This window comes from Legionella wadsworthii DSM 21896 = ATCC 33877 (assembly GCF_000701265.1).
In the GTDB taxonomy this organism is placed as follows: domain Bacteria; phylum Pseudomonadota; class Gammaproteobacteria; order Legionellales; family Legionellaceae; genus Legionella; species Legionella wadsworthii.
In genome coordinates, this window is record NZ_JNIA01000001.1 from 18,119 (window position 1) to 31,303 (window position 13,185).

The following is a 13,185-nucleotide window of genomic DNA, read 5'->3' on the forward strand; positions in this document are numbered from 1 at the left end:
AATGTGATATTTTGGAAAGTCTTTAACTAAAATCAGTCATGGAATTTAGTTTACTGCTTAACATTTCCGAGTTATTCAAAGACCCTAAGTTATCAAGTAATTCCTTGAGTGGTCTATGATTTTTTAGCAAGGGAGTAGCCCATAAAAAAAAGATGTCGTTATCAGATAATATTTTTTGCACAATATCTGGTTTTTCTTCCAGTAAAATCTCTATGGCACAGGCCACTAACCATTTGGAGGTTGATAATTCCCCCTTTGCGATTTCTTCAATGGTTTTCGGAGCAATACTTTTATCTTTATTAAAAAGCACTCTGGCTTTTTGGTACAGTTTTTCTGATTTATTGTGAATGGACAATAATTCAGAGAATACCGCCTGTATTTTCAAGGAAACATCCGTTTTTACATTTTCTGACAGTCCAAGTTGATTAAGAAGAATCAGAGCTTGCTGCTTTTTGTCATCAGGAAGGCTTGCTGTCTTGATTTTAAGTTGCCCAATAGCCGCACTAATCATGGCATCATAAACATTTAAGTTAATGTGTTCCTCAAAGCATAGCTTGCTTATTTCATCTATAGCATCCATAAAACTGCCGGGCAATCTGATCCTAAAATCTTTTTGTTCTGACAGAGCCTTTATAGAAAAGTAATGCTCAATAGCCCCCAGATTATTCATATAATGTTTTAACTCAATGGTTTCTTCCTGGCTTAATTTTTCCCAGCCATCAAATTCATCGCAATTATTTGCTTGAAATGAGCCATAGGTTGCTTTTTTATCTGCTGATTGCACATGAACTCTAGGTGGTTTATTCATGTTTGCCTTAACGGCAAACGATAATTTTTTCATGAAGCGACTCCTGTTGATAGCCTACTCCCGTCATAGATAGGGAGTAGGGTGCTAGTCAATATTTATAATCGGGTATTTTTTCTATTCTATTATCAATGAATTCAACCAGTTGATCGCAATAAACTCCTTTCATCGGTTTATAGGGTATTACTGGCCACACCTGCATGTCTTGAAAGTCTTTATTCAAGTAAAAGAATATAGTGTATAAGTCTTGCGCCTCATCCAACTCGATACAGACAAAACCATCTAAGTAACGCGCATGAACTCTCATTGCGAGGGCATTTTCTGATAAAGCATACCATTTAGATACGCCCCACGACCGAACGATTGCTTTATTCGTGTGCAGCAATTGGTGTTGGATACTTTCTGGAATAGTCATGTTGTTTTCCTATGTTTTTACTATTGGTCATTAAGACAAGAACAGTATAACAAGAGCATTCTAAAACATCAACATTTATAATAAAATAATATTATAAATGTATTTTATAAACTAAGTTGACGTTAGGTCGATTTTTTGCGATACTATATTTGTTCCTTGAGAACAATAGTAAAAACATAGGAGAACAACATGTTACCAGTATTATCAAAAGATAAATTATTCAAATTAGCGCCATCCATATTCACACAAGCCAGTTCTTATAAAACGAGCACCAAGTATTCACCCATTTCAACCGAGCAAATCATTGACAAATTAATGTCAGAAGGGTTTTTCCCAACTTGGGCAGCTCAGACCAAAAGCCAGAACCAAGAAGCGAAAGTATTTGCAAAGCACATGCTCCGTTTTCAACGCCATGATGTCCTGCAAAATAATCAGGGGCTTTATCCCGAACTGGTTCTTATTAACTCTCATGATGGCTTGTCTTCTTACCGCTTAATGGCAGGTCTTTTTCGGGTTGTGTGCAGTAATGGAATGATCGCTGGACAAGCGTATAACGAAATTAGAATTAAACATCAGGGGGATGTTCTTGGGAATGTCATTGAAGGCACCTACAAAGTGATTGAGACAGCAAATAACATGCTTGATGTATCCGATGATATGGCTTCAATTCATTTGAATGACGATGAAAAAATGATTTTTGCAGAAGCGGCTCATTCACTAAAATTCTCTGATACAGAGGGGGGTATTATCGTTAATCCTAAGAGTTTATTGCAACCAAGGCGTTATGTGGATCAAAAAGATAATGATCTATTTACCGTGTTTAATGTTCTTCAAGAAAATTTAATTAAAGGCGGTATCCGTGGTCATCGTTTAAATAAATACGGTTATACCACTCGAACCAAAACCAGAGAAGTAAAAGCCATTGATCAAAATGTGAAATTAAATCGTGCGTTATGGACTCTTACTGAGAAAATGATGGAAATAAAAAGATAAGCAGGCATTGATGAGCAAAGGAGTATTTCTTTGTTCATCTTCTACTGATGACAAGCAAATCAATCAATTTTAAAGGACAATTATGAAATTAAGATTATATCATGGACGCAATAATCCAGAACAAGAAATGGATGATTGGGGATTTGAAGGCGCAACCCTTAATGATGTTAATGGGATTATATGGACTTATGGAGTACCAAGGATCTTTTTTGTTACTGAGAGCACATTGAAGGAGGCCAAGGATTTAACGGGGTGGGATGAATTAGGGGATGGTTTAGAAATGTGCGTTTATGAGGATTTAATTAAAACCAAAGAGGGATACTTTGGGGATTGGGAATTAATTTGAATTGCAAGAGGTGTTTTTTGCTAGTCTTTATGCCTCATCTTGTTAGTTTTATACCTTGAATATGCTTTGATAATTAATAGTATGTTGATTGATAAGATCACCGAATAGTAAAAAATTTGGTGATCTAAAATTAGAATGTCCAATTTGTTGATTATTAGAGTTAAAAAGCTTTTCATGTAAGAAAAAATAGCTTTACTATTTATCAGGAAAATAATGAATAAAAGTAACGCCACCTTCCGTTTAATTAAAGAAAAACATAAAACTATAGAATGTGCTTTTATTTGAAGAGTTCGAATATTCATTTTTAGGATAATACCTTACCTGACACAAGTGCGACTGCTTCTAAAGGTATGGTTTTCGACTCATCAGCACACTTTATCTCGCTAATTTTTGCGACTATTTTCCCTGATTTATAATCAGTTTTTAAAATGGAATCAGAGATTGCGGTGCACGAAATGGAGTTGATATTTATTTTAAACTGTAATTGATTAGGACTATCAGAATCATGAAAGGGAGCGATGACAAATGCACTAAAAATTTTGCCCATAGGTATGGATTTTGATTCCTTAATCTCCGGTGTTGAAAATTTAAATTTTTTGATGACTATAACTTCCCCAAAATTGCTTGCTGGCACATAAATTTTTTTTGATTCTGAGGTAATTTCCTTTTTATGTTCAGACAGTAATTTGAGAGACTCATTCTTATTAATAAAAGCGACAGGGATAAACCAATCCATAATAGCAATTACTGCCTTATCCAAAAAAGTTGGCTCAACACCTCGATTTTTCGCGGCAAGTTCGGATAACTCTTTTATAGTAATATAGGTTTGTTTTTCTTTCTGCTCTAGTTTTGATTGCACTGAATAAGAGTGAAAAATAAATATGCTAATAATAGCTATTGGTACTATGTATTTATACATATTTTTAATACTGTTTTTCACTCGAATATCCTTTTTTAAATTGATTATGCTAAAGTTAATTTTTTCTCTTTTCTGTGTTGCTTCCACTCTTTGTCTTTAGAGAAAATCATCGTAGATGATTCTTCAAAAAAATGGCTAATGTCATCAATGCCAGCCCATAAGCAGTATTCTTTTATTTCTGAGTAAATATCTTTACTAATTTCGATCTTAATTTTTTCAGTTTCAGGTGCTTTTCTAGCGCTGATTAAAGCCATAATAAATCCTCAATTTAATATAAAAATTAGTGTCGTTAATAGCGATTGTTAAATGGATCATAACTGCTGCTATTGTACGTTGAATAATGATGATAATCATTATTCCAATAATTGTCTCTATCGGATGCACTGGAACCAAAAGAATTTCCCATGCTGTCTAAAGCTCCAATCATCGGTAATCCTGTAGCAGGATTAATTTCTATATTATTTGATTTGGAATAAGAACGAAAAGAATGCTGTTTAGCATATTTTGCTTTTTCGTTTTCAGTCCATTCACTATATGGTCGAAAATGAATGATTTTAGCAATTTTTTTTAGAATTGTTTTTAATATGCCCATGATATAAATATCCCTGTCAGTGACACTGATTATAAATAAGAGAATCCAATGAATCACAAGTACGCAATTATTATGCGCTTTCCAAAATACTAATTTAAATAAACTATACTAAAACGGCCAGTGAAACATGCACAAAAAAGCAAAATCTAAATAAAAAAGAACACACACCCCTCGCAATGTTTATTGCTTAAAACATTTTATTATTATTCAGTAAGTTACGTGCGGATTGGCATTTTAAGAGCTGCTAACACCCCTATTTTATATAGGTGTGCATCCACTCTTTAATAATAATCAATAAGTTATAAAATATCAACACCTAATCCACACCCATTAAATGAGTAAAAAATATCTATTGAACAAAGATACACACCTATTCGACACCCATTATTAAATGATATAATTATTCAGAATCAGCCAAAATCAATGCACTGAACCTGCATTATAAATTTAAAAGAGGATTTTATGCCCAAGGCTTATTGTTATTTAAATCAAAAAATTATTGATCAGCTCGAATCCATTAAAAAAGATGAAGGGCATGATTCATCGTCTCAAACAATGAAAGAAATGATTGAGTTAGGGATAAAGGTTTACCTCCATAATAAAGATAATCCAGTAATCAGCGAGGATGAAAAAAGACGCTTAGAAAAAGAGGAGGAATTGAATCGTCAACACACGACTCATCTTTTAAGATTACTGGGAATAAGTGCTGATATTTTTCGCTGTGTATATGATAAAAATAAACTTGCAGGTGAATCAAATAATGCCGAAGAACATATCGCAGAACTTAAGAAGAAAGTAGATAATTTCATTGAAGGATATATCAATAATTAAGTTAGTATTAATGGTATTTACCAGTTAAATTTAAAAATAATATGGCTTATTTTAAGCTTCAAATTTTACTCTGAATAAGACATTAATTGTTTCATCTGGAAATAAGTTGTCAATCCAATTAAAGCAAATGCCACTAATGAAATAGCCAAACCACCATAATAAAATAGTTCATTCCCTTTAGGAAAATGAACTATTCGATCAATGTATATGATAAACATAAAATACAAGAACCAGATTAAAAATAAACATAAAGTCAATCCATTTTTTACATTAAAATAATAGCAATGAATACGACTTAATATTGCTAAAACCATAAAAATTGGAAACGATATAAAGTAAAAAATCATTTGCATTCCGGATGGCTCATAAGCAACCTGAAGCAGGTTATTCACTTTGGTGGAGCACGCTATTGAAACATAGAGATAAATGAGGTAGACCGATGATCCATTTATCAATAAAAGAGAAATTACTCCAAACATTTTTTTCATATAAAATTCCTAGATGCACTGCGTTCAAGTAATTAATATATTTCCATTTCTTCTCGCTGCAGGGTTTTCAGTTTCTCAATTGGATTATTTTTATTTTCAGGAAGTTCGAGATTCATTTGTCGAGAAATGCTCTCAAGACACTTCTTAATTTGATCTTGATTCATATCTATTTTATTAGGGCAGCCAATAAATTTATCGACATTCGTTGCTTTATTTAATATATCTACCACTCCTTGAACCCCACTGCTTTTATTCACATCATTAAAGTCTTTTTGATGTAACGGAATGGCAATTTCTACAGTTTTTCCATGCTGTTTTAATCGTTCAATGGTTTGAATGATTACCTTATCTTCTTTAATTGATTTGCCATCATTATCCATACAAATGACTATTTTATCTGTAAGTAATGCCATATCGATATTTACAAAATTTTCTTTCCCAAGAGTCGCTATAACCCGTTCATTTTGAACTGCATCTCTAACGCTTAATCCGGTTTCCACGCCTTCTGTAATGTAGGTGACACTTTCATGTCCTGTACCCTCGCTTAATACGACGCCAACGCCTGCTTTTGAGCCATAAGATTTCTTGGGCTTTATCTTCATTATTGCTTTATTTGCCGTTTTATTATCCAGGTATACCACTTCAACGCAGGCCACCTTATTGTCTTTGTCTCGTGCAATATTTAACAGTGCTGGCCTGTAGCGTACTTCCTCAGTATCTTTGGTATAGACATTAGGATGAAAGCGAATATTTTCCCCAGATACATTATGTATCTTTCTAATTTCTTTTAAATACCTTTCGGCTATAGTGCCTGATATAGGTTTGGATTCTCGCACCAATTGCAAACCATAATCTGATGTTTTTCTTTTCTTATCAGTGTCTTTCACTTGCAAATTATTGGGGTTTTTGCTTGCTATTTTAATACGTTCCTTTAGGTCATCACCTGTTAATTTGGCAGCATATTCAAGGCTTTCTTTAAAATTAAGATTCAATGTTTTTTGGATCAAATGAAGCATGTTTCCTTTTTCTTTTGTTTCAAAGTTATGCCAAACTCCTCTTTTTTCTCCGCTTAAACAGAGGCTTAAGCTGCCGTGAGTACCATATCGATATTCTGTTTTGGAAGAAAGCGCTTGATTAGGCTGCCCTAGCAATGATTCTATTACCAGCTCTGCCTGGTCGGATAAGTGTTGTGACAGCATATTCGCATCATAACGAGGCTCCTGGTACTTCATTATGGGCATGCTTTGCGCTGCTTTGAGTGAGGTTGATGGTGCATTGGGTATTGGGGGCTTTGTTTGGACATTCAGATGGTTAAGTGATTCCAATGCAGAAGTTTTCTCAGGAGTAACGCGAAGTTGTTTTTGCAGCTTTTTATAATTGTCTGTATAAATCATTGCATGCAAGGAGCCTCGCGTTACCATAATATAAAACGACCGCAGGTGATTTACTAACGCATTTTTAGTCTCAGCAACCCCAATAACAAATGGGGATGAAGCCCCTTGAATTGAATAGCTGGTAGCCGTATAACTATAATCCCAATGGGAGTCGCTCATCAATTTTTTTTGTAGCACGTGTTCCACACCACTACTGTCTTTTACGGTAAATGACTCATTATTTACCTCCGTCACCTGCACCCTTTCATTAGCGAATCGGCCTAAAGTCTTATCGGATTTTTTAAAATGAATTTTTTCACCAACTGAAACCCGTCCTGGCATCGATTGAAACAATTCAATTTTCCAGTCTTTATTTTCTTTTTCAGGGACAAAGAGGCATTTATTTCCTTTCACATCGTTTAATACTACCACTTTCGCTGATTCATCTACCGAAACCACTTTGAAATAGTGCTCCCCTTTCTTTAAAAAATACTCCTCTTGCTTTTTTAAGCAATCCCGATATGTTTCACAATAATAAAGCTCTGCAGTCGTGTAATTAGTGCTTAACAGCCTCGGAAATTCTTTGTTTTCGGAGCCTAAAGTAGATTCTTTCATAAGGGCATCTCTTATCAAACCATTTGCAACTTCCCGTTTTTTATTTTCATGAATGATAACAATCGTGTTATCACGGCATGATGGTGTACGAGATAAATAATCTCCTACAGCCATTTCGATGGGGTTCTTTTGTTTTAATTCTTCCTGGAATGGATCTATTGATTGCTGTTGTGTGCTTTCCAGTTGCAGGTAGTCTTTGGTCGAATCGCCTGTTTCAATAATTGAAGAGGTAATGTCATGGTAAGGGCTAACCGCTTTAGTGCGGGTGATTGAGTCTAAGGGTTGATTGGCTAACTGAGCTAAGGCCTGGTCAATATCACCAGCGATTAATGTTTCGATTGCCTTTTTGTATTCGATAGCTTGTTGTCTTACCAAATCATCCATACAGGCCACCCTGATGCTTCCCTCCTGAATTAATATCTTGCTTGGCTTACCGCTTTCAATACTTTGATGTTGGCTAATATCGCCAAGCATGGCACAACGAGCGCCAGAATGATGAATTTTTTGCATGAGGTTTGCGCAATCTCGATTAGAGACCATGGATGATTCATCGAGAAGAACAAGTGTTTTTTTGCTTAATGTCGATTCCTGTTCTTGTTCAATAAGGAAGCTCTTTAATGTTTGGGCTTCAATTCCCAGAGCCCTCATTTCTTTTACAGCCTGGTGAGTGGGCGCAACCGCAATCAGTTCAACCTCTTCATGAGTCATAGATTGGGCATGCTTGATGGTATCAATAGCACTCCGAGTCATGGTTGTTTTTCCAGTTCCTGCATACCCCTGAATCATAATAAACTGATCGGATGTAGTCGTGATTAACTCACAGGCTTCTTTTTGGCCTTTGGTAAGATCTGTCAGTTCTAATTGTTTTCGGGCTTCACCACTGCTCATCAATGGCTTAAGAATGTTAATACCCGCTTTAACATTCTTTATAATTGATTCTTCAAATGCCACCGCTTCTTTGGTGGTTAAAAACTCGTTCCCTCCAGATATTAAGTCGCCACTGTTTATGGCATTACCAAGGACGTTATCTATTTCATTAAGACCCGCCTTTCCCATAGCCTGATGAACGGCCACTTCAAGTAAATCTGATCGAGTAAAGGCTGCCTCTCGTTCTGAAAGGTGAGCAATTGCAAAATTCAGCGCTTTTTCCGCATCACTTTTTTGGGGTTTTTTAGCGGTTAAAAGGGTTAAGGCCTGCTCCAGTGAACTGAGTAGATCACTCGTTGTTCTATGGTCAATAATCTGTGCACCATGATTTGTTTTGGCGGCATCCAAAGTCAGCGATATAGCGGAGGATTTTGTCGCTGTTTTCATTGCAAATCGATTTGCCTTATCCACATTATCCGTAATAATCATTACTTTTTCTTTACTGGATTCGCATAAAAGCGACATAGTATTTTGTTTGAGCGCATAGGCTGGCAGTGTCATGATGGTTTGTTTCACGGATTTAAGATCATCGGAATACATGGTTTTGGCATAGGCATGGCTTAATGGGAAATGTTTTTCGTTACTCGTGATAAGATGAATACTTCTTTTCCCATCTCTTATTTTTATTCCATGACGAGTAAATGCAGTAACCTCATATCGGTTTCCAATTTTTAATCCTTCAAAGGATAAACTGGCAGTAGCCACTAATTGATCCCCGATTCCTACCGATAAAGGTGTTTGTTCATAAATCTGCATGGAATCTGTAATATTTTTAGCAGCAAGTAGTGATCTTGCCCCATTGGAATTACGAACAATCAATTGATTGTCTTTTTCATTAATACCGAGTACCGTGAATTTTTTTGATTCAGTACGGGTGTTATGGATTAATATCCAATTGGACTGATAACTTTTAGCCAGTTTTTTTTCACTGAGGGTCAAGGGAATACGGGTTAATGTATTTATAGTCTTTTCATCTGATGAAATCTCTCCCTGCTCTTTTAACTGAGTACGGATTGCTTCATTGACTTCTTTAGCTTCGAGCTTTGAGACAGTAAATACTTTTGTATTTTGCCTCTGGTTTACTGGCAAGTTACAGTACATTTGCGCTGTTTTTAGAATACGTCCCTCAACGGTTTGGGCTTCTATAAGATTGATGCTGGTGGCCGGCACCTTTTTGTCATCAACCTCAAATGATTTTATACTGGCTTTATTCAGCAAGTCGGGAATATCGGATTTAAAGCCAGACAGAGATTGTGATTTTTCCAGAAAAATGACCTTGGCACATCGCCTATCGGCAATAGATAATAAAGTATTCATCTCGTCAGGAGCCAGGCGCTGTGCTTCATCCACAATTAGTACTTCGCGCTCCTTTTTACTATGAAAAAAGGGTAATTTATGTTCTGAACCATGGCGATAATTAAAGCCTGCTACTGTTTCACACAAATCCTGTTTCCCAATAGATAAAATCCATTGCCACAGTGTAGGAGCTGATTTGGCCATATCCTTATTGATTGTATTTGCAGAAAAAGCAGAGGGACAAAGGATACGAATTTTTTTGGAGTCCTGTGAATAATCAATTAAAGTACTTAAAAGCTCACGCGAGGTAGCGCTTTGCTGTTTGATGCGTACAACTCCATCTTTACTAAATAAGGCTTGAGTTACTGCCTTTTGAATGGACTCATTATCGGTGAGTTTGCACACTTTATCCGTATTTCGTTCGATGCCTTTTTTTTGGTGTGTGAAGTTCACGATTTTTTTTATGAGCTCTTGTTCTTTGTTAATGAGCTTACTCGTTGTAAAACAGGAGTTTTCTGTATTAAGAGCAATCAGATTTTGTGCATCAATTTCTTGATCAATTCGTGACATCAGTGCTTCAAATCCCTGTTCTCCTAAGGAAAAATAGAGACTTGTCTGTAACACTTCCTGATAGGTAAATGTAAGTTTTTTCTCTTCTAAATGCGCAATTGCATCAAGTACACTTTTGTCGAGCTCTTTATTCGACATGACTGCTTGAAGCTCATGAGATTCTTTGGTTTTATCCTTTAAAGTGGCCAGATAGGTGGCAGGATTTACTCCCAGCGCTTCACTTTCTGCTTTCCATCGCATGCGTAATTCCTCTGGGGAAACCACTTCCTTTGACTTTCTTGAATCCAGAGTTGCTCTGTCATATGCTTTTAACGAATTAGAGTGCATCCCTTTAATGTGTTCTTCAACCTGGGTACGGCGTTTAGACATTCGTTCCAGCAATGTCTTATCAAAATGTTTGATTTCAAATAAACCATGGGCATCGCCTGTATGTTCTATTTCGAGCCCCATTTCTTTTAAACCAAGAGCAATTTCAGACCGGTACACAAGCCCTAAAAAGATTTGGTTGTCCATAATCCATTCCATAGTGCCGTGATTACGACTGATATCAGAGGCTAAAGCACGCCACTTGCCATCAAGACGTTCAGTAAAATTCATCAAAAGTGCATGCACATGGAGCTGAGGATCTTGCTCGCGGGAGGTGTCATGGAGGATGGTCGCAAAACACAGATTGCCAGTCTTTTCATACTCCATACCCTCTTTTCCTGATTTGCGTGCTTCGGCAGCTTCCTTCTCAATTAGTTTTAATACCGTTTTTATGGCATTTAAATGCAAATCAATAAACTCTTTATGGCCACAAACCAAACCAAGATAGGACACCGATTTAGGCGCGGAGAAGGTCAGATCATATCCGCCACGATGCTTGATTTCGCCGGATTGGGTTTTGAGGCCAATGACATCGCCGCTCGGTAATGCACCACGAACAACGGCCTCAAGGGATAGTACGTTAACCTCTCCAGAAAGGTTTTGTCGCTCAGCACTTAACCCCACCCATTCAGTGGTCAATTGATTTGAAAAGTAATAATTTTCCTTATCAAAATAATAACCTGGCATTTTAATCGGTTTAACTCGCAGACTTAACATAATTTATTCCTCTATCAAAAAATAGATTCAATCTCGTATTCACCTTGGAAACGCTTGGAATTAGTCGACTCTTGCACATTAAAGCGACTTTCTGAGGACTCATTAACAACAGGCAAATGTTTAATGCTGGTATTAGAAACAGGAAGAGACGGTATGGCACGAGGTAGAAAACCTGAAGCCTTCGCACTTCTTTTTTGATAATGAAGCTCCAATTTTGTTATAGGATATTGACCTGGCAATCGCAGATAACAAGTAAGCGGATCAAGCCCCATAATTTCAGGATAAGTCACCAAGGGTCGTGTAATACGGTTTTTTCCTAAGGAAATCCCATCACGAATGGAGTTAGCTCCATAAGAATAATTTTCTCGGGTATCATCAATTTCCTCATCCCCAAGTTCCTTACTGACAAGTTGCGCCATTTCATGACTTGGACTTGCAAAAAAGGCTCGGGTATTAAGCAAGTCAAAAATTTCAGCCGCCCCACTACGCCCATATACCTTCTCCAATTGACTAAAGCTCTGCATTCCCAGCAGAAAGCAGCCGCCAAATTTCCTGACTTCAGCAATGGTTTCACCCAATATGGGTAATTTATGTAGACTGGGTAATTCATCACAAATAAACCAAATTCGCCTGTTTGCGTCTTCTGGCAAACTTAAGAGTGTCAGTGATGCCATTGCAATCCACATCGAAATCAATGGCTTTAAAGATTTATGCTGTTCCCCATTGCTTGATATAAAAAGCCAACCCTCCAAATCTTTATTTAACAGATAATCACGAATGGAAAAGGAAGGCTTCCCAGACTCATCAAGCCCACTTAACGACTGCATTGATTTAAGGTAGGTTGTAATGACGGAGCGAATGGAGATGGCTGTTTTTTCTATTTTATTACTGACCAAAGTCGCGGCAGCCGTGCCGCTGAGATAAGGTTCCAACTCGCTAAACTCGCCCGTTACCAGTAACCCTAACAGCTTGGATAAGGAACGTTCCTTATCCTCACGCATTTGACTTGCAAGACAGGCAAACACGGTACGCGCTGCATTAACCCAAAACGGATCGTTTTCTCCATGCATAGGGATGAGACTTTCTGCCATATTTTCCAGTAATTCATCTTTTGGGGCTTCCAGCCATAAATCCCAATTAGCACAGCGTGCATCAAAAGGATTGAGTAAGACATCATGACCTTCCTGAAAATACGCCTGAGTGAACGTGCACCCCTTATCATAAACAATGACTCGGTCGCCCCGTGCACGTAAACAATCCATCAATTTCATAATGAACTGACTTTTCCCCATCCCAACCGTGCCATGCACCAATAAATGCTGCACCTCTGCACCTTGCAACAAGGGAAATCCATCAAGATGTAAATCAGATGCTTTTTTTTGTTTGATGATCTGTTTTTTAAGTGTTTCTGATGGGACTAAACTCGCCCCTCGTATAAATTGGTTTTGTGTTTGTACCTTTCCTCGATAAATGAAATATCGGCTCACCAAAAGTGCCACAATCAACGATAAGGGAAAACTCCATAGAGTTGACTGTAACAGGAGTGTCAGTAAACGATCTGAGGTTGCAGAAAAATAGTGATTGTGGAGAAGCTGTTCGACAGTCTGTGATGCATACCCCCCTTTAACAGGGATAGAAAATACATGTGGCACCCCTGCCAGGTGATAAAAATGAGCCGCGTGATAGGACACAGTCTGTCTTATCATTCCATGAGGGGCAAAGATACAGGTCAATACAATGCTTAACCCTGCCCAAATGAATAAGTAAACATGAAATAGCGCTTTGTTAATCTGAAACCACATCCGCAGATTATGGAATGAGATCTGACCGCCCCGGGTATAATGTTTGTAATTGGATTCATGGCTCATTTTATCTTTCTCCTGCTTGTTTTGGGCAAAGCAGCGGCTTCCACTGCTTGTATTTGTGGCTAAA

The 13,185-nt window shown here is 37.1% G+C and carries 11 protein-coding genes; 3 read left to right on the plus strand and 8 right to left on the minus strand.

The genetic code is table 11. The features are described from left to right. Positions 1–22 precede the first annotated feature (22 nt). Both BU07_RS0100115 and BU07_RS0100120 read right to left on the minus strand, forming a co-directional pair. Positions 23–841 (minus strand): hypothetical protein, encoded by an 819-nt coding sequence (locus tag BU07_RS0100115; protein ID WP_031562430.1) that lies wholly within the window; start codon positions 839–841, stop codon positions 23–25. A 55-nt stretch (positions 842–896) separates the two neighbouring features. Further along, on the minus strand, positions 897–1,220 hold the full coding sequence (locus tag BU07_RS0100120) for a hypothetical protein (RefSeq protein ID WP_031562432.1): 324 nt from the start codon (positions 1,218–1,220) through the stop codon (positions 897–899). A gap of 189 nt (positions 1,221–1,409) precedes the next feature. Here BU07_RS0100120 and BU07_RS0100125 point away from each other — a divergent pair, with 189 nt between their 5' ends. Both BU07_RS0100125 and BU07_RS0100130 read left to right on the plus strand, forming a co-directional pair. Beyond that, complete coding sequence (locus BU07_RS0100125; RefSeq protein ID WP_031562434.1) at positions 1,410–2,213, plus strand: DUF932 domain-containing protein; 804 nt, start codon at positions 1,410–1,412, stop codon at positions 2,211–2,213. Between the two features lie 82 nt (positions 2,214–2,295). Further along, complete coding sequence (locus BU07_RS0100130; protein ID WP_031562436.1) at positions 2,296–2,559, plus strand: hypothetical protein; 264 nt, start codon at positions 2,296–2,298, stop codon at positions 2,557–2,559. Between the two features lie 304 nt (positions 2,560–2,863). Here the strand turns inward: BU07_RS0100130 and BU07_RS0100135 are convergent, their stop codons facing one another. Genes BU07_RS0100135 through BU07_RS0100145 form a run of 3 tightly spaced genes read right to left on the minus strand, consistent with a single transcriptional unit; the run spans position 2,864 to position 4,070 of the window. Then, entirely contained in the window at positions 2,864–3,499 is a 636-nt protein-coding gene (locus BU07_RS0100135) for a hypothetical protein (protein ID WP_031562438.1), read from the minus strand. A gap of 23 nt (positions 3,500–3,522) precedes the next feature. Beyond that, complete coding sequence (locus BU07_RS0100140; RefSeq protein WP_031562440.1) at positions 3,523–3,732, minus strand: hypothetical protein; 210 nt, start codon at positions 3,730–3,732, stop codon at positions 3,523–3,525. A 35-nt stretch (positions 3,733–3,767) separates the two neighbouring features. Further along, a complete protein-coding gene (locus BU07_RS0100145) occupies positions 3,768–4,070 on the minus strand; it encodes a hypothetical protein (RefSeq protein WP_031562442.1) in 303 nt (100 codons plus the stop codon). A gap of 462 nt (positions 4,071–4,532) precedes the next feature. Here BU07_RS0100145 and BU07_RS0100150 point away from each other — a divergent pair, with 462 nt between their 5' ends. Then, entirely contained in the window at positions 4,533–4,901 is a 369-nt protein-coding gene (locus BU07_RS0100150; protein ID WP_031562445.1) for a hypothetical protein, read from the plus strand. A gap of 65 nt (positions 4,902–4,966) precedes the next feature. On the opposite strand, the gene BU07_RS0100155 is transcribed toward BU07_RS0100150, so the two are convergent. Genes BU07_RS0100155 through traD form a run of 3 tightly spaced genes read right to left on the minus strand, consistent with a single transcriptional unit; the run spans position 4,967 to position 13,121 of the window. Then, positions 4,967–5,389 carry a hypothetical protein gene (locus BU07_RS0100155; protein ID WP_031562447.1) on the minus strand — a complete coding sequence of 141 codons (423 nt, stop codon included), beginning with the start codon at positions 5,387–5,389 and terminating at the stop codon, positions 4,967–4,969. 32 nt (positions 5,390–5,421) lie between these two features. Then, positions 5,422–11,253, minus strand: coding sequence for a conjugative transfer relaxase/helicase TraI (gene traI / locus BU07_RS0100160; protein WP_031562449.1), 5,832 nt, complete (start codon positions 11,251–11,253; stop codon positions 5,422–5,424). Between the two features lie 14 nt (positions 11,254–11,267). Further along, entirely contained in the window at positions 11,268–13,121 is a 1,854-nt protein-coding gene (gene traD, locus BU07_RS0100165) for a type IV conjugative transfer system coupling protein TraD (RefSeq protein WP_031562451.1), read from the minus strand. Between the last annotated feature and the right edge of the window lie 64 nt (positions 13,122–13,185).

Coding starts and splice junctions, on each gene's coding strand:
- BU07_RS0100140 (WP_031562440.1), bottom strand. CDS start 3,732: ATGGCTTTAATCAGCGCTAGAAAAGCACCTGAAACTGAAAAAATTAAG.
- traI (WP_031562449.1), bottom strand. CDS start 11,253: ATGTTAAGTCTGCGAGTTAAACCGATTAAAATGCCAGGTTATTATTTT.
- BU07_RS0100125 (WP_031562434.1), top strand. CDS start 1,410: ATGTTACCAGTATTATCAAAAGATAAATTATTCAAATTAGCGCCATCC.
- BU07_RS0100130 (WP_031562436.1), top strand. CDS start 2,296: ATGAAATTAAGATTATATCATGGACGCAATAATCCAGAACAAGAAATG.
- BU07_RS0100115 (WP_031562430.1), bottom strand. CDS start 841: ATGAAAAAATTATCGTTTGCCGTTAAGGCAAACATGAATAAACCACCT.
- BU07_RS0100150 (WP_031562445.1), top strand. CDS start 4,533: ATGCCCAAGGCTTATTGTTATTTAAATCAAAAAATTATTGATCAGCTC.
- traD (WP_031562451.1), bottom strand. CDS start 13,121: ATGAGCCATGAATCCAATTACAAACATTATACCCGGGGCGGTCAGATC.
- BU07_RS0100155 (WP_031562447.1), bottom strand. CDS start 5,389: ATGAAAAAAATGTTTGGAGTAATTTCTCTTTTATTGATAAATGGATCA.
- BU07_RS0100120 (WP_031562432.1), bottom strand. CDS start 1,220: ATGACTATTCCAGAAAGTATCCAACACCAATTGCTGCACACGAATAAA.
- BU07_RS0100145 (WP_031562442.1), bottom strand. CDS start 4,070: ATGGGCATATTAAAAACAATTCTAAAAAAAATTGCTAAAATCATTCAT.